The organism is Ignavibacteriota bacterium, assembly GCA_016707525.1.
GTDB lineage: Bacteria > Bacteroidota > Ignavibacteria > UBA10030 > UBA6906 > JAGDMK01.
The window spans coordinates 1-21,926 of sequence record JADJHP010000014.1 but is presented as its reverse complement, the minus strand read 5'-3'; the positions used below and the strand labels follow the sequence as shown (position 1 = coordinate 21,926).

General features: G+C 61.6%; 14 protein-coding genes and 1 pseudogene. 2 read left to right on the top strand and 13 right to left on the bottom strand.

The window, feature by feature from the left end; genetic code table 11:
• Window positions 1–253: 253 nt before the first annotated feature.
• From IPI01_18255 to IPI01_18200, 12 genes and pseudogenes are all read right to left on the bottom strand, one after another.
• Window positions 254–1,384 carry a threonine synthase gene (locus IPI01_18255; protein ID MBK7259699.1) on the bottom strand — a complete coding sequence of 377 codons (1,131 nt, stop codon included), beginning with the start codon at window positions 1,382–1,384 and terminating at the stop codon, window positions 254–256.
• Between the two features lie 18 nt (window positions 1,385–1,402).
• Window positions 1,403–2,302, bottom strand: coding sequence for a DMT family transporter (locus tag IPI01_18250; protein ID MBK7259698.1), 900 nt, complete (start codon window positions 2,300–2,302; stop codon window positions 1,403–1,405).
• On the bottom strand, window positions 2,295–3,035 hold the full coding sequence (locus tag IPI01_18245; GenBank protein ID MBK7259697.1) for a hypothetical protein: 741 nt from the start codon (window positions 3,033–3,035) through the stop codon (window positions 2,295–2,297). The genes IPI01_18250 and IPI01_18245 overlap by 8 nt, the downstream gene beginning before the upstream one ends.
• Before the next feature lie 5 nt (window positions 3,036–3,040).
• A complete protein-coding gene (locus IPI01_18240; GenBank protein MBK7259696.1) occupies window positions 3,041–4,063 on the bottom strand; it encodes an aspartate/glutamate racemase family protein in 1,023 nt (340 codons plus the stop codon).
• 1 nt (window position 4,064) lies between these two features.
• Window positions 4,065–5,279: a hypothetical protein gene (locus IPI01_18235; GenBank protein MBK7259695.1), complete on the bottom strand. Its 1,215-nt coding sequence runs from the start codon at window positions 5,277–5,279 to the stop codon at window positions 4,065–4,067.
• 235 nt (window positions 5,280–5,514) lie between these two features.
• On the bottom strand, window positions 5,515–6,591 hold the full coding sequence (locus IPI01_18230; protein ID MBK7259694.1) for a T9SS type A sorting domain-containing protein: 1,077 nt from the start codon (window positions 6,589–6,591) through the stop codon (window positions 5,515–5,517).
• Window positions 6,592–6,613: 22 nt separating this feature from the next.
• Entirely contained in the window at window positions 6,614–10,642 is a 4,029-nt protein-coding gene (locus IPI01_18225; protein ID MBK7259693.1) for a DNRLRE domain-containing protein, read from the bottom strand.
• 617 nt (window positions 10,643–11,259) lie between these two features.
• Window positions 11,260–11,925 (bottom strand): annotated as a pseudogene (locus tag IPI01_18220) (LamG domain-containing protein).
• 282 nt (window positions 11,926–12,207) lie between these two features.
• Window positions 12,208–13,692, bottom strand: a complete 1,485-nt coding sequence (locus IPI01_18215) for a hypothetical protein (protein MBK7259692.1) — start codon at window positions 13,690–13,692, stop codon at window positions 12,208–12,210.
• A gap of 15 nt (window positions 13,693–13,707) precedes the next feature.
• Window positions 13,708–15,567 carry an aspartate ammonia-lyase gene (gene aspA / locus IPI01_18210; GenBank protein MBK7259691.1) on the bottom strand — a complete coding sequence of 620 codons (1,860 nt, stop codon included), beginning with the start codon at window positions 15,565–15,567 and terminating at the stop codon, window positions 13,708–13,710.
• A gap of 101 nt (window positions 15,568–15,668) precedes the next feature.
• Complete coding sequence (locus IPI01_18205; GenBank protein MBK7259690.1) at window positions 15,669–16,508, bottom strand: hypothetical protein; 840 nt, start codon at window positions 16,506–16,508, stop codon at window positions 15,669–15,671.
• Window positions 16,505–17,653, bottom strand: a complete 1,149-nt coding sequence (locus tag IPI01_18200; protein MBK7259689.1) for a DUF362 domain-containing protein — start codon at window positions 17,651–17,653, stop codon at window positions 16,505–16,507. The genes IPI01_18205 and IPI01_18200 overlap by 4 nt, the downstream gene beginning before the upstream one ends.
• A gap of 142 nt (window positions 17,654–17,795) precedes the next feature.
• Between IPI01_18200 and IPI01_18195 the strand changes: the two genes are divergently transcribed.
• Together IPI01_18195 and IPI01_18190 are read left to right on the top strand one after the other, a co-directional pair.
• Complete coding sequence (locus IPI01_18195; GenBank protein MBK7259688.1) at window positions 17,796–18,695, top strand: DUF362 domain-containing protein; 900 nt, start codon at window positions 17,796–17,798, stop codon at window positions 18,693–18,695.
• Window positions 18,692–20,266: a 4Fe-4S binding protein gene (locus IPI01_18190; protein MBK7259687.1), complete on the top strand. Its 1,575-nt coding sequence runs from the start codon at window positions 18,692–18,694 to the stop codon at window positions 20,264–20,266. The genes IPI01_18195 and IPI01_18190 overlap by 4 nt, the downstream gene beginning before the upstream one ends.
• A gap of 36 nt (window positions 20,267–20,302) precedes the next feature.
• On the opposite strand, the gene IPI01_18185 is transcribed toward IPI01_18190, so the two are convergent.
• On the bottom strand, window positions 20,303–21,778 hold the full coding sequence (locus IPI01_18185) for a transglutaminase domain-containing protein (protein ID MBK7259686.1): 1,476 nt from the start codon (window positions 21,776–21,778) through the stop codon (window positions 20,303–20,305).
• Window positions 21,779–21,926: the final 148 nt, after the last annotated feature.

Sequence of the window (21,926 nt, the reverse complement as noted above, 5' to 3'; positions counted from 1 at the left end):
AGTCCCCCCCTGGGCACGGACGTTCCGTCGTCGGCCTGTGATTGGGCGCAGACAGTAAAACAGCGGAAAACTGCGGAAACCGCAAGTCAAGATACAAAGAACACCCCTGCCAGTCAAGATAACGGATGGCGCGCCATTCATGTAATGGACATCGTACTCATTGTGACCCCAATATACTGGCTTCCGGAGAAAAGGTTGTGAGCCAGCGCACATTCCGTTTGTCCCGGCAAATGATCAGATACGCCGGAATTCGTCAGGAATGGAGCACCTCGTCCAACGCATGACCTGATTTAAGTCCGGTACCTGTTAAAACACTTACAATGGTCTCAACGTCCCCTCGCTGGAAAAGAAGTTTCCGCACTCCGGCCATGGCCACAGCAGCCGTCGGCTCCACAAAAAAGCCCATCCTCCCCAGCTCAAGCAATGCAGATCGGATCGCGGATTCAGACACCCTCAAGATCCCCCCGCCCGTCGACCGCACTGCCTCTATAATTGAGTGCCACCGGGCGGGCCTCATCACGGCAATGCCATCGGCGAGGGAAGGCAGCCCTTCGCAGCCGGACAGCGACCCACCTCCCGCTCTCCAGGTGCTTTCCAGAGGCGCACATGCCGAGGCCTGCACCCCGATCACCTGCGGCAACCGGTCAATGATCCCCATGGCCTTCAGTTCCGTGAATCCGAGAAACGCCCCGAGCAGCAATGTCCCGTTCCCTACCGGGACGACGACGGCATCGGGCGACCGCCACCCGAGCTGCTCGGCAATTTCGTACGCGAAGGTCTTCGTGCCGTGAACGAAGAAGGGGTCCCACACGTGGCTGGCGTAGTACGACGACGCCGCTGCTTCCTTCGCTGCCTGCGCAACATCCTCGCGTGTGCCGTCGACCCTATGGATGCGGGCCCCGTAGTATTCAAGTTGGGTGAGCTTGGCGGCTGATGTCGCCCGGGGAACGAAGATGTCGCAGCCGATCCCCGCACGAGCACAATAGGCGGCCACGGCGCACCCCGCATTGCCGGACGAATCTTCCACAACATGGCCGACCCCCAGATGATGCAACCGGCTCACCATCAGCGCCGCACCGCGGTCCTTGAACGATCCGGTGGGGAAAAGATGGTCCTGCTTCACAAGGACGGGGATCCCCCCGAGGGAGATCCGGACGAGTGGCGTCACGCTCTCGCCAAGGCTTACCGGGGACACTGCCTCATCCAGAGGGAACGCTTCCTTGTAACGCCAGAGCGAAGGGGGGCGCTCGGCAACTTCATGCACATCGAGCGTGGGCGTGAAATCGATATCCAGCAGGCCACCGCTGGCCGATCTCCACCGCGGCTCCGCCGCATCATAGGCCTCTCCGGTATCGCGACAGATCAGTGCAACTGGGGACCGCATACACACCCCTCCTTCCGGTCAATGGAGAAAGAGCACCGCGACACCTGCCACGGCGATACAGGCGCCGACGATCGAGCGCGCCGTCAGATGTTCACGGTAGATGAAGTGCACCATGGGCAACATGATGATCGGGACCGTCGCGATCAGCGTTGCGGCGATGCCGACCTTTGTGTGTTGCACCGCCAGCAGGCTCAGCGTGATCCCGATGAACGGTCCCAGGACGGACCCGAGTGCGGTCAGCCAGAATCCCTTCACGTCATTCGTGAATGCTTTCACCGGATCCGGCAACCGGCGGAACAGCAGCACGATCGGGAGCAGGACAACAAGGGACGATGCGATCCTGATCGCCGCGGCCACAAAGCCATCGACCGATCCCTCCATGAAGGCCAGCTTGGCGAAGGTCAGCCCTACGCCCTGACTCACGGCCGCGACGCCAGCAGACAGGATCCCCACGGCCAGGTCGCTTCCCGGCAACCTGCCCTGTGAACCGGGCTCGTACACCACAAGAGCAACGCCGACGACCGTGATGATGATGCCGGCGATCCCGAGGAGCGAGAGGTATTCTCCGAGGATGAACCAGGCGCAGACCGCCGAGACCGCGGGAGCGATGGACATCACCAGCATGCTCAGACGCGGGCCGATATGCACGTAGGCCCTGAACAGGAACGAATCCCCGAGCGCCAGCCCGATGACCCCGCTGATCGCAAAATACAGGATCTGCGTGGATGAGACCTGCAACGGGATGCCGAAGGCGGGAATGAGGATCGCGAGAAAGATGAGCGCGAAGACGAGGCGTGCGATATTGACGAGCACGGTACCCAGCCGCCGTGTCGCCGTCGAAAAGACGAGCGAACTTCCTGACCAGCACACGGCGGTCAGGAGTCCGGCGATCTCTCCGAGGAAAGGGATATCACTCACGATCGGTCCTGTTCCACCCGAACCGGTCCAGATAGACCCGCACACGCTCATGGAACATGGCCAGGAAAGCAGGATCCCGCACATCATGATGCTCGGGCAGGAAGAGACAGACAATGCGGCGCTGCATCCCGAGTGCCTTGCAACGCCGCTGCAGCACATGGCGTGTCCGCTTGTCCATGACGAACACCAGATCGGCCCGGGTGATGAGATCGGCGGGAAGATCTGACGTGAGGATATCGCCGAGGCATACTGTACTGACATCGAATCCGGCGGCACCGGTCAGTGATCCTTCAGGAAGTGCCACCGGCGGTCCGGATTGATGGTGAATGAAGAGGAGCCGGACGGGACGACCCGCATGCATGCGCGGGTCGTTCTCCCGGATCACGGGCGTACACCGCGCCACCTCATCACCCTCGGCCTCGATCAATTCCGGGTGCGGATCGCCCAGCCGGTTCTGGATGAAAATGCGTGCCCATGCCAGCAACTCCGACCTGTCAAAATCCTCCCGGTGCACAAGCATGTCCATCGTATCCGAGATATCAAATTCCTTCCCTGCGAGGCGTGCGAGTTTCTCCTCCCGGGTTCCGCCGGTGAACGAACACAGTGCCTCCACGGTCACCCAATAGGAGCGCCCGCTGCTGCTCCCGTCCTCGGGGACCAGATAGAGGTCTTCGAGGGCAAGCCGTTGGGAACCGGCGGAACCGGCGGAGGGAAGACAGAATTTCCAGCGCATCGTGTCTACTCCGTGGCGTCCGGGTTGAAGGGAAAGAGATCTCTGTTGAGGAGGTAGGTACGCAATGCAGCAGCGGTGGCTGGCGACACGGCCTCCACCAATCCGCCGATCGAGGACTTCTCTTCCGGTGAGATGACCGCACGCGATACGACGTCAACGGTGCAGAGCGGGCTTTGCGTCACGCGCCGGCGGTCCGGCGGAAAAAGGACATCATTCATCCGCGTGTTCGGATCGATGATCTCCACCATCCCTGCGCCGTTCGCCGCGAGCGCATCGCGGAACCGGTCGGCCGCATAGCCATAGTGAGTGCAGCAGAGGCCGGCCAGGACCCTTCCACCCCGGGTGCCGATCGCGGAAGAAGCCTCGGCGGAGAACCCCTGCACCGCGGTAGCGACAGCGCTCCCCGACGCGTCGGTCTCGATCGCTCCGGCAAGATTCGGACACGCCTGGGTCACGATCCGTCCCGGATCGATGCCGCGTTCGATCAACATGCGCCGGTGCGTCCCGGCACCGATCGTGGTCTCTGTCCCGAAGATGATCGCTGTGGATCCGGGCTCGGCAACCAGCCGGTCGTGCAGCATTTCCACGCCGGTCCCCACGATCCCCAGAACGGGGATGGGCGAGTCCGCGACGAATGCCGTCTGCGGAATGAGAACGGAAAGGGTATTGCATGCCACAAGGATCACATCGGGCGCATACTCCCGCGCCATACCCACGAGGGCATCATTGAAGACCCGCACCTTTTGCTGCGTGGTCTTCATCCTGTTGTAGCCGCGGTTCGATTCGGGGAGTGCGTTCGCGAAAATGATGCGGACCTTCGCGTACGCGCCTGTCTTCCGCACACGCGCGTCGAGATCGGCGGCAACGGCAAGCCCTCCGAGCCCGGAGTCGGTCACCAGGACCGTGATGGAGTCACGTTGCACCACGCGCGCAATGCGCGCGGCAACCGTGTCGGCCGCAGGCGCACCTGCATGAACGGAATGAGCCATAAGCATCGCCAGAAGAAGGAGTGTGGAGGGCCTGTTCACGTTATAATCCATAGGAGAGGTAGTACTCCTGGATCAGCTGCCCGATGGACCGGTACAGTGATTCCACATCGCCCGCAGCCCGGAGTCCCGTGGACGTCAGCGGCACTGCGGCGGTCCGCCGCATGATCTCCCTGTCCACCGGTCGCAAGCGCTGGACGGTCCCGGTGCCGGCGCGGTTCACCACACGTGCCAGATCGAGATAGTTCCGCCCCTCGGCGGTCTTCATCGGGAAGAGCCGTTCCTTCAACGCAAGCGACCGGGCATTCAAGGCCGCCGCCATCGAGGAGTGGGAGAACATCATGGCGGGGATGCGGTCCGCATGCGCCACCCAGAGCGGCATGACGGGCGTGGTGAGCGGAGAACCCAGAACGGTCCACATCGTGGTCGCCGCGGCATCTTCGCCCTGCCGGACTCCCTGAATGATCATGGAGCCGACCGAAGTGAAACGCGGGATGAAGTCCGCGAAATAGACGATCGACCGCGCCTCTTCATCCACGGGGAGTGGTTCACGCGTCAGATCCGTCCCGACAAGTGCGTGCTTCAGGTCGCATGTGCCATCCAGGAGGATCATCTCCACCGAGAGGCCATCCCCCAATCGTGCCCAGGCGAACAGATCGGATGCTGCTTGATACCGGATGTACCCCTGGCCCTTGTCGACCGGGCCGGACATGGAGAAGTTGGTGCGGAGGAGATACCCCTGCGGGGCCACCGCGGGGTCATTGACATCGTATTTCACGAACGCATACGGATCCGTCTCATAGTACGCTGCACCGCCTGACGCATCGATCACACCGAAATTCGCTTCCACACCGCGCGCCCCCGCCGTCCGCGTAAGCAGGCGCTCGAAGTCCGCAAGCGTCCTGCAGGTGGCCAGTGCTTCACGCATCACCTTCCCCTCCTCGTCCATCTTCCCCTCATACGTCTTGTAACGAAGGTTATACGATGCGGTATTGATGATGCTGAACCCTGCTTCATTGCTCCCCATGAAGCACTCTTCATTATGGACATCGGTCTGATCGTGGACGCCGATGTACCGGTACCTGCCGCCCGTACCGTAGACGAGTTTGTTCTCGAGCACACCCGTATCGCGCTGTTTCCAGAGGATGGGCCGGCCGTCCCGTGTCGCGCGGCCGGAGATGACGGCAGACGTACAACTGAAAGCCGCCTGTGTGATCAGGACAACAAGAACGAATACCGCTTGCATTCGCATCAGCATACCGGCACCTGTCAATGGAAGGATGGCTCTAAGGTAGGGAACTTCACAATGAAAATCACGACCGATCGCGGCCGGATCGCCCTCGACGGCAACGACTCGCCCAACCGACACGGGGCGGGGAGGACTCTCCCGCCCCGTGTCGGATCATGGCTCGTATTGATGTTCAGGCGTCGAAGGATATGGAGCAGTCCCTGGCGGCAGGACGTGATTCACTTTTAGTTAGTAACACCTGACACTATTTCACCAGCATCATCCTGCGGACGTCGGTCTTCTGCTCCGTCACCAGCCTGTAGAAGTACACCCCTGAGGCCAGACTTGCAGCATTGAACGGCACCGCATAGTACCGGCCGGCCTCGGCAACACCTTCGAACAGCGTCACCACTTCCTGTCCCACGGTGTTGTACACCTTCATCGTCGCCCGGCCGGTGGATGGCACCGAGAACTTCACCATCGTGGTCGGGTTGAACGGGTTCGGATAGTTCTGCATCAGCGCGAACTCCCGCGGGGCCGCTTCCGCCACGTCCGTGACCGATACGTTGACGATGACGCTCTGCGAGTACTGCACCGCGCCGTTCAGGTCCTGCTGCTTGAGCCGGTACTGGTACTTCCCTGCCGCCAGCACGCTGTTGTCGGTGTAGCTGTACGTCTGCGGCTCGACCGTGGTGCCATGGCCTTCAACGAACGCTCCCGCAACATCCGTGAACGTCTCGTCCGCCTCGGCCTTGCGCTGGACGGTGTACCCGTAATTGTTCACCTCGCTTGCCGTTGCCCACTGGAGCACGACACCCGTGCCGTTCTGCATGAGTTTCGCCGCGAACGAGGTGAGCGTTACCGGCAAGGCCAGTTCGGTGGAGTTCACATAGAACGGGGTCCCATAGTCCGTCAGATCCCCGAGGCCTGTCTCGAAGTACCAGCCCACACCCGACACGTCATTCAGCATCATGAGCGCCGGGCCTGTGCCTGAGATCGTCAGCGTCAGGATCACATTCTCGCTCCCCTCGGCCCACGTGATGGCCGTGCCCGGCATGAGGCTGTACACCGCATAGGAATAGATGCCCGAGGTCCCCACATCGGTCTGCTGCAGACCGGGCGCATAATCCACATTCGTGATCGTGATCCCCGATGCCGTCTCCCAGGCGATCGGGATCGATATCGAGGAAATGGTGGATATCACACCACCCCCCACCGGCTTGGCCATCACATTGATGGTCTGTGTCCCCGCGCTGAAGATACCGGCACGGACGGTCACGGCCGCCATCACGATCCCTGACATCAGGATCATCACTACAGCGATCACTAAGAGTCTTTTCATTGTCCTTTTCTCCTGGATATCGTTAGTTCGGAACTCTGGTGGACCGGGTGGCATTGACGTTCGTCCCGCCTACCACCTGGAAGACGATCAGACGGTCGTTCCCGCCGAGATTGTATTTCACCTGGCCGTTCAAGTTCACATCTTCAGGGTAATACCCGTTCACCGTCGCATTCACATTGGTACCGCCGACACGCTGGAATATGGGCAGGCGATCGTTCCCGCCAAGGTTGTACTTCACGATGCCGTTGCCCGTCACATCCCCGGCCCACATACCATACACGCCTGTCGCCACTTCCTTCGCGTCGCCGCCATAGTACTTGTCAGGCCCGGTGGTGAAGTCATAGGGCTCGCTCGATGCTGCAAGAGCCACCGTTGCCGCGCTCATCACGGCAAGGTGGTTCCGATGGTACACCACCACGAAGTAAGAGCCTGCAGGCAAGCCGGAGAATTGGACCGGAGATATGCCATCGAGGTCCGTGATCGCTCCATTGCTCTTGATGAACGCCGCGCGCGTCGCCACTTTCGTCGCACCCGTTGTACCCGTGCGCAGTTCCAGAAGCACCCAGTCCACGACACCCGTGGGAATGGAGGAAACCGACTCGCCACCACCGTGAGACCAGGGTGCGGCACTATAGGGCTGGACCAACGGGAGATATCCCGCCGACGCCAGCGTGGTCGACATCGAGTCGGCGACGAACGGCCCCTGCAGCATGACCTTCAGGTCCGCGGAGATACTTGTGCCGGTCGAAAAACTCCACGTCGCCCCGATCGTCGTGGTGCTCGAATCTCCCACCGTCACGTACCATTCATGCAGCGTTTCCGGAGCCAGTGCAGGCCAGACCAGCTGGGCGGAGCCACCGGATGCGACGGACCCAACGGTACCGAGCAACTGGAACGTACCCGGTGCCGCGGATTGCATATCGTACGGCAGGGTGAACTGACTCGTTGCGTCGGTGTCATACTGGCCGAGCGTGGGGGAGTACGTCTTCACCGTGATCAGATTGTTCGACGGGGAGAATTCGAGCAACCGCATCCAGCCGTTCCCGCCATTGGTGAAGCTCTGGAAATCGGCGAGAAGGGTATGGACCGTATGGCCGTTGTACGTATCGGCCCGGCGGCCTTCACCCGGCACATGCCCGCAGAGCATCAGGAACAGATTTGGATTGTCTTTGAGTGAATCATACAACACCTGTCCTTCGGAAGAGAACGAGGCCGGGTTCCCCGTACCGATGATCGAATGCGAACCCACGATCGCCCTCCTGTCTCCATGGGCTTTCAGCAGACTGTCCGCCCAGTGTAGCATCGCCGGATTCATCGGCGTCGAGTAGTTCAGACTCAGCGCAATGAACTGCAGGGTCCCGGCGGAGAACAGAACGAAGTGGCTCTCATTGGTCGGTCCGAACGAACCGCCATAGTACGGGCGGCCGGAGAATCGGGCGGTCCCGAAGTACTGATTGTAGAGGGCCGTGCCGCCGATCTGGTCGTGATTGCCGATGCTGATCCCATAGGGCAGCCCCGGTGCCGGCGATTCCAGGAACGACATCGTCGTATCGGCGCGTTTCCACTCCGGCTCACTGCTGCCGGTATTCGTGACATCGCCGAAGTGCTGGACGTACACGATGTTCCGGGTTCCGGCATTGGCCGCGATCCACTGGGTCTGCGCCTTGAAGATCGCATTCGATCCACCGTTGCTCTCCGCCGTATAGTACTGCGTATCCGGAAGCCCTGCGATCGTGAAATCAGGCTGGGCAGACACGCCGGCAGCGCGGCCGTAGAATTTCACCGTGAGGGAATCAAGATCAGGATCACTCACCGTGACGTGAAGGAGAGGCGACGTCCCTGTCCCGGTACTGCCATCTGCCGGGCCCACGAGGACGGGCATCAACGGGGCACCCGCGCTATACGTGATGATGAGGCGGGGGCGCTGCGCGATCGTCGGATACTCGCTCGACCGTACCTTGCTGCCATCAGGCCCGCGATACATGACGATCCAACCATGATTTGCAGAAGGCGTTGCGATCCAGCGGCCGAGGCTTGCGGTCACATCGACAGACCGTGTGCCGAGAGATCCTCCACCGGCAACGCCGACGAACAGTCCGAGATCGGCAGCTTGCACGCCGGGCGTTGATCCGAAGGCATTATACGTGACATCCTCGGTCCAGTCCAGCGCAGATTCGTACACCAGACCGGAGTCTCCGGTATCCCAGACATCATAGACCAGGGCTGCCTGGGCGATCGTCGCGTTCGCCGGGATCTTTCCCGCTCCAACCAGATCCTCGAAGCGGAAGAGCGCATACTTCCGTGTGTTTGCGACATTGGACTCGGTGGAATCCCATTCGACCGATTCCAATGAGCCATGGGAGGTCGACGGTGCGGCCTCGCGGATATGCGTATCGATCATTCCTGCATAGCCATTCAGTCCATTCTGCAACGTGATCGACGTGACTCCCGATGATCCGACCGGTCCGGCCGGCGCACTCTCCACAGGAGTTCCGATGCTTGCACCGACGGCAGCCACCGGGGTCACCTCGAACACCAACACCTTGCCAGCGTCGTCCTGGCTCAACGTGTAGCTGAGCGACGTTGCACCTGCGATCGCCACGCCGTTGCGGAGCCAGCGGAAAAGCGAGACCCCCTCGGGATCGCCATCGGGATCCGCATAGGTATAACCTCCGCTCAGCATCTGACCGACGACAGGCGTGCCAGAGACCACAACATTGGTTGCGCCCGGTGGCTGGTTCGGCGACAACGAGAAGGGAGCTCCCACCTCCCAGGCGAAGTTGGCCCCGGTGACCGTTCCTGACCACGAGGTGCCCGCGGAGCCGGAGACCGTTGTGCCGGCCCCTTCATCCAGCGACCAGCGGGCCACCAGATCCGATTGCGGAGTGACGATCTGCAGATTGAGCGTCGATTGGATCTCACTCTGCGTGCGCGCGCCATTCCAGAGGCGCACTTCATCCATCACTCCATGGAAGAATCCCTGGGCCGTGGTGCCATTCGACCGGAGTGATGTCGCCAGCGCGGTCGGTGAGGTCGTCGTGGATGCCACCGGCTGCCCGACGACAAGCGTTGCATCGAGAGCCCCGTTCAGATAGAGCTTCCAGGTGGTCCCGTCGTACGTCGCAGCAGCATGATACCACTCATTGTTCTGGATCGGGGTCACTCCGGCCACCGGATGATTCTGGCTCGGGGCCGTACCGGCAGCTCCTTCCTCAAAATCTGCGCACAGCACACCATCGGACGCGCGGATCCCGAGGAAGTAATTGATATCGATGGTCGCGACCTCCGCCTCTGCAGCACCTTTGGCGATCAGCGGGATCGCATCGAGGCCACCCGTCCCGGTGGTATTGGAAACACCCGAGCCCGTCCGCTTGAACCATGTTTCAATGGTAAAGGTCGGAAGGTTCAGTCCCGTCCCGGTACCAAAGGTGACATAGGCATTGGTGCCGCCAAAGGAAAGAGCATCGGGCGTCCCTGTCACAGGTCCAACCGCGGCCGACACGACGGGAACCCCTGTGGGTGAACCCGATGCTGCGCGCGGTGTCACCTCAAAGCTCAGCAGAGTCCCGGCATCCGCGATCAGAGGACTATAGGTGATCGACGTCGCGCCGGCAATCGGGGTCCCGTTCCGAAGCCAACGATAGGTAGTCCCGCTTTCGAGATCTCCTTCGGCGTCCACATACGAGTAGGACCCCGTGAGCACCTGTTTCAGAGCAGGTGTACCAGTGACCGTGACGCCCGAAGCGGACGGAGGAGTGTTCGTGCTGATATTGAAGGGAGCGCCTCCCACCCATCCGAAGTTCCAGGTGGCCGCGGGAATGGTACCATTCGCCGTTGTGCCAGCGGAAGCATTCACGGTCCGGCCGGCGGCCTCATCCAGCCCCCAGCGTCCGATCAAGCCTGCCTGTGGCGCCGCAATGCGGTCGTTGATGGTGGAGCGGACCTGGGTTTGTGACCGTGCGGAGTTCCAGATGCGGACCTCATCCAGACGCCCTGCAAAGTATCCCTGGATGGTCGTGCCATTCGATCGGATAGATGTTGCCAGGGCCAACGGGCGGTCGTCGCTGATGCCGCCGGCTGGCCGACCGACAACTCTGCTTCCAGATCCCCGTTCAGATAAAGGCGCCACGACGTGCCGTCGTACGTCGCCGCTGCGTGGTACCAGACATTGTTCAGTATGGCCGTGGTGCCGGAGACAGGGTGATTCAGACTCGGGGAGGAACCGCTCGCACCTTCCTCAAAGTCGGCACACAGGACATTTCCCGAGGTGTTGATACCAAGAAAGTAGTTGATGTCGACCGAGGGCGCTTCCGATTCGGATGTCCCCTTGGTCACCAGCGGAATGGCCGCAGCGATCCCGCCCGTTCCGGTGCTGACGGTGGTTCCCGCTGCTTCGCGCCGGAACCATGTCTCGATCGTGAAGGTCGCGGCGTTCATCGTGGTGCCAGTCCCGAACGTGACATAGGCACTGGTCCCGGAGGAGATATTAAAAGCGGTCGCTGTCGGTAGTGCGAACGTGGTGCCCGGGTTGATCCATGTCGGTGAACCCGTCAGGGTCCCTGACATGCCACCCCCGACCGCGTTCGCGATCGTGGATCCGGATCCCTCATTCATGCCCCACCGTCCGAGCAACCCTGTCCCCGAACTCAGTTCGGTGAGCATTGCTCCCTGGATCTCCGCCTGGGTACGCGGAACATTCCAGATCCGGACTTCGTCGATCGATCCATTCAGGAATCCTGCCGCAGTCCCCGCCGAGGTCATCGCCGTGCCGATCCCTGCGTGCTGGGTGCTGTTGAACTGCGGCACCCTCCGGCCGGCCTGAAGAACGGTGTCCTTTTCCAGGACCCCATTCAGGAAGAGTTGCCAGCGCCTGCTGGTGGTGTCATATGTCACGGCCGCATGATGCCAGACATTGTAACTCACCGGAGTGACGCCGAAGACGGGATGATTCAATCCCGGACTTGCCGTGGCCGTCCCTTCTTCGAAGTCGGCGGTCAAGACACCGGTCCCATCCTGAATGCCGAGGAAGTAGTTCATGTCCACCAGACTGTTGTCGGCCTCAGCGCGGCCTTTCGTGACAAGTGGGACCGCAGAGATCCCGCCCGAGCCTGTCGAGGTCGCGACACCCGCCCCGGTCCGCATGAACCAGCACTCCAGAGTGAACGAACCTGCACCGAGCGATGACGCGCTCCCGAATGTCACATACTGATTGCTGCCGTTGAACTGCAGTCCTCTCTGCGCGAGCGCAGGAGTTGACAGCAGCGTGAGAGCGGTGAAGAGCACGCCGAGCATAATGATTGGCGTACTGCCGGAGACAGTATTCCCTTGCTTCATGGGATGGTCCTTTGAGCGATGACCGACGAATGAATAGGTATGGATAAGAGATGCGGAGTGCGGCGAGGACCGATGGTGAACGCCCGGGAAGGCGACGCGCCATGTCCCCCCTATCTTCAGATGTGACTTCCCGATGCAACGTAGAGAAAGCAAACGGGACACGCAAGGGCCGGCGGTGAAATTGGAAGGAGGTGTGAGCCAGCGCACGCGACCCGGCACACGCAGGAGATATCCTGCGTGACCATGGTCACGTTTTAGCGCCACAGATGGCCGCGAGGGGACCTAGGGAGACTGAAGAACCCGGTACACGGGGTACTCGGTGCCCACTGCGCGCAGCGAAGCGAAGGGCTCGTACTGGACAACACCCCACACGGACGCCGGCTCGAGCGCGAGCATGATGAGCACCGACTTGAGTTGGTCGAGCGGAACGATCACATCGCCGGCAGCGAACTCCTTCTCGGCTTCACTCCGCACGATGTCCGGAAAGAGTGTGTCATCCTCTTCGAAGATGCGCGTGTTCCATCGCACTACCGTCTGCACCTCCACAAGCATCTTCGTCGGTGTGGTCAGGGTCCGCATGGCCACCCTGTGACGCTGCATCAACTCGATCAGTCCGCGCTGCGCCGCGGGGATCACATACGCCGCGGGCCGCGCCGTGCGCACCATCGGGGTCGGGATACTCCGGTGCAATACCCGGATGACCGAGTCCTTGCCGCCGGCGATCGTCCGGACGGGCATCGGCATCGCCTCGCCCGTGAAGAGATATTCCGCCAGAAGGACGACCGAGTCGCGGCTCACCGGGATGGTGGCACGCGCAGCCTGGACCTTCGCACGGATCGTGCCGGCATTCTGGCCGATGAACGTCAGGTAATGCGTCAGCGCGGAGAGCTGCCCCTTTGTCCGCCGCTCGATCTCATCATGGAATGTTCTGCCGTTCCGGCCTTCCAGGATGAACGAGTACGAGCCCTGGCTCGCCAGACTCTGCCGGCCGTCGTTCACGTTCGTGGTGCTGTGACGCATGGTGTCGGCCGGTGTACTGATGATCGTATAATTGTAGAAGCGGAATCCATCGGCCTCGAGGCCGGCCCTCAATGCCGGGAACATGGTCTCGACGCCATACCGCCGGAGCCACACATCCACGTTGGGGTTCGTGGGAGCGCCCCACTGTTCATCGATGACGCGGTAGTAACCAACGTCCTCCCAGGCCTTCCCAACAGGTTGAAATTCGTGAACGTCCAGCGTCGCTTCCGGGAGGATGCGATCGTACACATCATGCAGGGCGCGCGTCTCCGGCTGCATGAGGATCAGATGGTCCCGGTTGAGGTCCTTCCCGATGCCGTTCCACCGTTGTTGTAACTCATTGCCATCGGGATTCGACGATGGCACGAGCCAGAGATCGATCGATGCCAGGATCCCGTTCATCTCGCCCCGGGCGATCCGCTCCAGGAGCATCAGCGCGGCCTCTTTGCCCGACGGCTCATTCCCATGCTGCGAGCAGAACACCATGACGCGCAGTTTGGAGGTCGACGCTCCGGTCGAGATCACCACCATGGGTATCGGGCGCCCCTGTGTGGTCGTGCCGATCGTGTCCACCCGGATCACACTCCCCGGCCCCGCGAGCTGGCCGAGGTACCGCAACAACTCCTCATGCGTCGTCACCCGCTGGTACCCGTGCTGCACGATCGGCGCACGCGGGACATCACCGGCATGGAGGCGGCCGTTCCCGGCGAGAATGGACAGGCACACCAGGAAGGAAGTGATCCGCATGGCTCGCATCATCGGTCAATGCCCTTTCGTACGGTGAGGTGCAAGCATGGTCTCGGGGTCGAGAAGCCGGTCAAGTTCTTCTCGCGAGAGCAGTCCGCGCTCGAGGACCAGGTCATAGACGCTCCTGTCCTCTTCGAGTGCGATCCTGGCAAGCGTGGTACATGTCTCATAGCCCAGGACGGGGTTCAGGGCGGTGACCAGCCCGATGCTCCGTTCCACCATCGCGCGGCATCGGCGGACGTTCGCGGTGATGCCGTCGACACAGCGATGCTTCAGCGTCGCCATCCCGTTCTTCAACATCTCGATCGACTCGAAGATGCACTCGGCGATCACCGGCTCCATCACATTCAACTCGAGCTGGCCGGCTTCTGCCGCCATCGTCACGGTGAGGTCATTCCCGATCACCTTGAACGCGATCTGGTTCACCACTTCCGGTATCACCGGGTTCACCTTGCCCGGCATGATCGAGGAGCCGGGCTGCATCTTCGGGAGGTTGATCTCGTTGATGCCCGCACGCGGTCCGGAGGACAACAGCCGGAGGTCATTGCAGATCTTGGACAGCTTCACCGCAAGCCGCTTGACCGCCGACGAATAGATCACGAATGCGCCGGTGTCCTGCGTCGCCTCCACCAGGTTCGGTGCCAACACGAAGGGAAGTCCGGTAGCTTCACGCAAATATTCCACGGCCTTCTCCCCGTACCCCGGTTCCGCATTGATGCCGGTGCCGATCGCCGTGCCGCCGAGATTGATCTCCAGGAACAACCGCGCGTTCTGTTCGAGCCGCTCCACCTCTTCCGCGAGCGTGGCGGCATAGGCTTCGAATTCCTGCCCTAACGTCATCGGCACGGCATCCTGCAACTGGGTGCGCCCCATCTTGATCACCCCACCGAACTCCACGGCCTTTGCCCGGAACGACGCGATGAGCTGCAGGAGGACCACGATCAGCTTCTCATTGCTCCTGATGATCGCGAGCTTGAGTGACGTGGGATAGGCATCATTCGTCGACTGCGAGCAGTTCACATGATTGTTCGGATGGCAGTGAGCATAGTCGCCCTTCTCGTGGCCGAGCAACTCGAGAGCACGATTGGCAATGACCTCGTTCGCATTCATGTTGGTCGAGGTCCCGGCCCCGCCCTGGATCATGTCCACCACGAACTGGTTATGCAGTTTGCCATCGATGATCTCTTCGCAAGCCCGGACTATCGCATCCGCGATCGGCGTCGATATCAACCCCAATTCCTGATTGGCGCGAGCCGAGGCCATCTTGACCCACGCCAGCGCTTCGATCAACGCAGGGTAGAGGTCCAGCGTCACCCCAGAGATGGGAAAATTCTCCAGCGCACGGAGCGTCTGGATGCCATAGTAATATTCGTGCGGCACATCGCGTTCGCCGAGGAGATCATGCTCGCGGCGCGTGCGGCCGGACACGTATTGTGCATTCTCATCGATCACCCGGGCCGTCGTCGAGCGCATGCGCCGGACGATGACGCGGGCCGTGCGGGAGAGGACCTTCACGCCGATGGTGGGTTGCATCCTCAGGAGCGCTCCCAACCGGACGGCATCGAGGACGAGGACCTCGGCATGGATCAACGCACGGGCTGAGGTCGAATGCGGGTCCTCATTCATCAGGACCCCTTCGCCAAGGAAATCGCCCGCACGGAAATGCGCCAGCCGTTTTTCCTCACCGAAGGGTGTCCGCTTGAACAACTCCACCTCCCCTTCGCGGATCAGGAAGAGTCCTGTGCGTGCAGCATTCTCCTCGAAGAGCACCTGCCCTGCGTCGAGGGAACGCGCCGTGCACGTTGCCGCGACCTGGCCGAGTTCTTCGGCGCTCAGGTCTCGAAAGAGTTCGATACCGGATAGGAATTGCTTCATAGTCTTCCTTCTCTCGTCACAGCGTTCCTGCATGGACCACCACGGTCATATCCCCAGGGAAACCGGCTGCGCACGCGATGCGCAGCGCATCCGGGTTCCGTTCATCGGCCTTGCGGGCCGTCCAACAGGATCCTGGCCGCCTGTTCCCTGTTCGGCGCCCCCTTCATGAAGCGGACGACGTTCCCGGGACAGCGGAGCATCCACCACCCCTTGTGAGCGGTGAATTCCGCGACCCCGCTACATTCCATCGCATCGCCGGAGTGTCCGGCGAACGCCTTCATGAGATCATCGGAACTGAACGTGATCTCCGCAACCAGATCGTATCCCGCCGTCGACGTATCCGGCCAGACGGCCTGGACCGTATATCCGTCGTTCCCTTCCAGAACCTCCTCGAGATCGGGCATACCATTCTGGACTCCCAGAGGGCCATGCATGAGGATCACATCGCTGCTGCTCCGGAAGTAGGACGAGAGCGCGACCTTCTCCTGTCCGAGGCGCCCCACAAGTGCAGCAAAGAGGACGCGCCGCGCCTTCCGTGCGGCAGGCGTATCCGTACCGCTCTGGATCCTGATGTAATTCTCCCGTGCCGTCCCCTGCACCTGGTACGCCCCCTCACAGACGTAGAACAGCGCCGGATCGCCGTCCATGCATCCGTGGCGGGACACCGAGTAGATGCCGAGAGCCGCACGGGGGGACGACATCCGGAATACTTCAACGGTGATCTCGCCGGCACCCGCGACGGCCACATCCTGGACCGAAAGCGCGACGAAACCATACTCATGGAAGAGCTCCGCCCCGCCATTCATGTAGCCGGACAGTGATCTGCCCTGATAGGTTTCTGTACGGGTGATGCGCCCGCCGCCCTCGCCCGGCAACAACGACGGCACCGTTTGCGCATACGCAAGCACAGGTATCACCACAAGAAGCAACGGCCATTTCATGAGAGGGACATGTGCTCCAGCGTGATCTTCGCCATGTCCGCGGTCCCGAGCCCCATCTGCTCGGCAAGCAGCAGGAACGCCCGGCCACGGGGCGTGTCTTCCTTCTGCACCTTCTCGTCGATCCTCTTCTTGATGACGATGTCATAACCGACCCGGTCCACGGCAACGGGATCGGTGCCCACAAGGATCGTCTTGTAGTCGGTGAAGAATTGCGGGTTGGCCCCCGGCCCACCGTTGTAGCATCCCCTGATGCCGTCCACGATGTTCAACACGACCTTGTCGCGCAACGGCGGGAACGCCGGCACCTCCGCGCAGGTCTCTGCCCAGAGCTGCTTGTGCAGGCGTCCGGTGTTCGTGATCGCACCGTAGGCGAGATTCTTCAGGCACAACGTGACCGATGCGCCGGCATTCTTGAGGATCGGGATGTTGATGATCTTGGTGAGGTCCTTCGTGACCAGGCGCGTGAAGTAGGAATGCTTCCCTTCATTCACCATATACGGAAGCGTTTCTGCATCGTACTTCTCTTCACAATCCGCCCAGTAGAACCAGTCCCTGTCGATCATCGCTTCGCTGTGCAGCACGCCGTCTGCATTGGTGAACGAGCCGGCAGTGTCCTTCCGCTCGGTCCCGACGAGCCGTATCCCGGGGAACCGCTCCGCGGTGAAGCCGGCATCCGCAAGTTCGAACTCCCTGCGGTCCCATATCACGATGTGGTCCTTCGGGATGCCTGCATGCTGGAGCTGACGGATGATGACCTCCACGATCTCCGGGCTGGTGGAGAGGAGCTTTCCCGCAACCGGGTTCACTTTGAGTCCGATGATATCCTTCGGCCCGACGAACGTGCGCCAGGCATCATCGATGGCCGTGAGGCCTGTCAGTCCGAGCAGGGCACGCGAGACCATCGCATCGAGGATGGCGGCATCGGGCACACCATCACGGAGAACGCCGGCATGACTGACCTGCTGCACCGCCCCGGGGTACGCGCCGGGCATGGACAGCGGGGTTCGGGGATGCTTCATGGCATCCGCCCTGTTCGTGGACGGCTTCTGGGGCGGAGCCTGGACCTGGGCAATGCCGCGGGTCCCGAGAACGGTGAGTGCCGTGCCGGCGACGGCGGCTGTCTGGCAGAATGCCCGACGGCTGATGCGGTCGGCATGAGTTGCTTTGTTCATAGGTCCTCCCGGAAGGTGTGAAGGGTGATCCGTGAGTGGATTGTGTATTTTAACGAATAAAATCCCTATACTCAATCACGAAACGGGTTTGTTGGAACACACTGAGGAGAGAGGTATGCACCGCAGACAATTCCTCGCACGGACAGGGGCGGGCCTCGTCGGCGCCGCCCTCACGTCGACCGCATTCGATTCCCTTTTCGCTGCCTCTGCCGTACCCCAGGTGGTCTGGGTGGAGAACGGGGAGCCGGCGGCACTGCTGGCCGCCGCGCTGAACGAATTCGGCGGCATGCAGCACTTCATCTCCCGCGGCGATGTGGTCGTCGTGAAACCCAACATGGGGTGGGACCGCGCGCCGCAGTACGCTGCCAACACCAACCCCGACCTCGTGGCCGCGATCGTGAGCGCGTGTTACGCCGCAGGCGCAAAGACCGTCAAAGTGTTCGACCGCACGTGCAACAATCCCCTCCGCTGCTACACCAACTCCGGCATTGAAGCGAGCGCGAAGGGCGCCGGCGCCGACGTCTCCCAGATCCGCGATTCCCGCTTCGTGAAGAAGAGCATCAACGGCGATGTCGTGAAGGAATGGGAGATCTACCGCGACTACCTCGAAGCGGATAAAGTGATCAACGTCCCGATCGCGAAGCACCATAGCCTCAGCCGCATCACCCTCGGGCTCAAGAATCTGATGGGCGTGATGGGCGGCAACCGGGGCGACCTGCACAACGACTTTGCACGGAAGCTCGTCGACATCGACCGCACGATCCTCCCGACGCTGACGATCATCGATGCCTACCGGATCCTTACGGCGAACGGGCCCGTGGGCGGCAACCTGGCGCACGTCAAACAGCCCCGCACCCTTATCATGAGTCCCTGCACGGTGAGCGCCGACCGCACTGCGATCGACCTCTTCGGCTTGAAGCTCGAGGACGTCCCGCTCGTGGCACAGGCAGTGAAGAGCGGCATTGCGAAGTTCGACACGAATGCGCTTCAGATGAAAAAGGTGCGGTTGGCATGACGGCGAAGATCCGGCGGGTCGTTCAGGTCCTGTTCCTCCTCCTGTTCCTCGGGCTCTTCCTCGCGGCCCGGTATCCGTACACGTCCGGCTTCCCCGCGGATGTGCTTCTCAGGATGAGCCCGCTCATTCCCCTGTTTGAGTTCCTGTCCGACCACCGGCTGTCGCTCATCTTCCTGCCGGCATTCATCATCCTCGCGCTCACGCCTTTCCTGGGACGCTTCTTCTGCGGGTGGATCTGTCCGCTCGGCACCTCCATCGATGTTGCCAGCAAAGTGGTGGGATCGCCCAGCAACCGCGTGAGCGGGAAGTGGGAGAAGCTCCGGTTCCTCAAGTTCGCGATCCTGCTCGGCTGCGTGATCCTGGCCGTTGTGAACATCCATGTCTGGGGATACCTCGATCCCCTGTCGATCTTCAACCGCGCCCTGACCGTTGTCCTCTATCCCTTCGGCACGTTGTTCGTGGACACCGCACTGCAGGGCGTGGCCCGCATCCCCGGGATGGAAGACATCGCCTACGCCGTGCTGGATCCGTTCAAGGCGTACATCATGCCGGAGCCGCAGGCACGTCATCAGGAGGTCTTCTGGATCTCCGTGCTGATCCTCGGTATCTTCGCGGCCGAAAAACTGTCGCGCAGGTTCTGGTGCAGGAACATCTGCCCCGCAGGTGCCTGGCTCGGTTTCCTCGGACAGTTCCGGATGTTCGAGCGGATGGTGGGCGAAGCCTGCCCGGTCTGCAACAAATGCCAGGTGGAATGCAAGATGAACGCGATCCCCGGCGGGAACGTCCATCAGACAAGCAAAGTGGAGTGCATCGACTGCTTCAATTGCGGTGCGGTCTGCCCGCCCAAGATCAAAGCCATCAGCTACCGGTGGCGGTGGAAGCCATACCATACACCCGTGGACATCTCGCGCCGGCAGGTGGTGCAGACATCCCTTGCGAGCATCGCTGCGATCGGCCTCCTGAACATCGGGTTCTCGAACCGGGAGTCACGAAACCGTCAGGTCCGCCCCCCCGGTGCGCTTCCCGAAGCGGCATTCGCGGACAAATGCATTCGTTGCCTGGAATGCGTCCGCATCTGCCGGTCGAATGGCGGCTGCCTCCAACCCGACGCGATCCATTCGTCGGTCGAAGAGCTCTGGCTCCCTGTGGCGGTGATGCGTGAAGGCTACTGCGAGTACAACTGCAACCTCTGCGGCCAGGTCTGCCCCACCGACGCGATCGTCCCGCTCACGCTGGAAGAGAAGCAGCACACACCCATCGGGCTCGCGCATTTCGACAAGAACCTGTGCATCCCGTTCGCGCGCAATTCGGATTGCATCGTCTGTGAGGAACACTGCCCGACGCCGGACAAGGCCATCAAGTTCGACGTGAAAGAGGTCGTGACGCGTGAGGGCGAGAAGAAGATGGTGCAGTATCCCTACGTGATCAAGGAGCTCTGCATCGGCTGCGGGATCTGCGAGACGCGCTGCCCATTGCCCGGGCAGGCGGGAGTCTACGTCACGACCGCGAACGAGCACCGGTACGGCACTCCCACGGTGGCACCGGCGACTTCTCCGAGTCCCTACGGCTGAGGAAGGATCCAATGAAGAATTAAGAACTAAGAATTCTTAATTCTTAATTTCCATCTTCATGTCCCAGTCCCACTTGTCGAAGTACACATTCCCCCCACTCCATTCCACTTCCCCACGCTGCGAATCCAATGTCTCGGAACGCGGGTGGATCTTCGCAGGGGAGAACGGCGTTGCTGTCGCGTCGTTGAAGATCAGCCGGTAGGCATCCATCCCGCCCAGATAGAAGTAGCGGAAGGCTTCCTCTGCGGAACGCCGCGGCCCGTAGGTGACATCCATGGGGACCCACCCGTAGGGCGCGAAGTACACCATCCCCCAATCATGCATACTGTCCTCCGGAGGCCGGAATTCCCATCCCGACTGCCAGCGCGCAGGGATGCCATTCATCCGGAGCAGGGTGATGAAGAATGTGGTCTGGATGCCGCAGTCACCGTGCCGGTTCTCGAACGCGTACGCGCTCAATGAGGGTATCGTCGAATACTCCCGTGCACTCGCCCACGGAATGTGCTCATAGGTCCAATCGAACAGGCGCCGCGCGATGAGCACCGGGTTCGTTTCCGTCCCGACGATCTGCGCATTGAGCGCCCGCAACTCCGGCGTGAAGCGGATATGCGGCGGCTCCTCCCGCAGATACGGCTCGAGGCCCGGGGTGGATGCCGCGGGGACGACACGCCCGGGATCGACAGGCTGGTACACACCGAACGAGGTGTAGGCGTAGCGCACGCGGAAGACGGTCGGGGTATCCGCCGCGGCCGGACGTTCCAGGTAGACCGTGCGCTGGAGCTGTGAGGTATCGGCCAGAATGGAGCGTGGTGGATCGGTCGCAAGGAGGGTGATGCGTTCCTGACGGCCGGGGATCTCACGCGGGAAGGGGAGCCAGCAACGGACCATCTCGCCGGCAGGCACGGCACCGGGCCGCACCCGGATCGTATACTCGATCTCGAATCGACGCGGAAGGACGTGCACCCTCCCTGAGGCAAGCCCGGCAGACACGATCGCCGAACAATGCGCATCCAGTCCGCTGTCGGATGCAAGGCCCGTTGATGCCGTTGGATGGGGATGGCGTTGCTGCCAGATGCGCCGTGCCGCACTGTCGATCCGGAAAAGATTGCGCACCGCCGAGTTGAAGTACCACTTCTTTCCGTCGATCACCATCATCTCCAGCGCGCCGCTCGCTTCCCAGCGTTCGAAATCGCTGTCCCGGGCATCCGGGATCCACTTCAGGATGAAGTCGCGGACATCCTTCTCCTTGCCGCGGAAATCCAGACGGATGCGGGCCAGGCGCTCGCGTTCGAACGCGAGGGCCTGTCGTGCAACGGGCGTCAGGGACGTGTCCAGAGCCAACCGGACCGCGATGGCGGCGTCCGCACGGGTGAACTCACCGCGTTGGACCAGATCGCGGATCTCCTGGTCCGTGAACGGGGTATGGCATGCGGCGAAGAGGGTGCACAAGGTGACCACGACCGGGAAAATGGAGTGGCGGAGCACGCGGATCGGCACGGCGGAAGAAGACATAAGTGTTTCCTCAGTGGGAATGTACGCGCAATATACGGGAGCACGCAACGAGTCGCAAGTTCCGACTTTTCCGCTTGACATATTCGGGTGCCTTTAGTATACTGCAACACGCAAATGAAAACTCTCCAACCATACCTGTCGACGATGC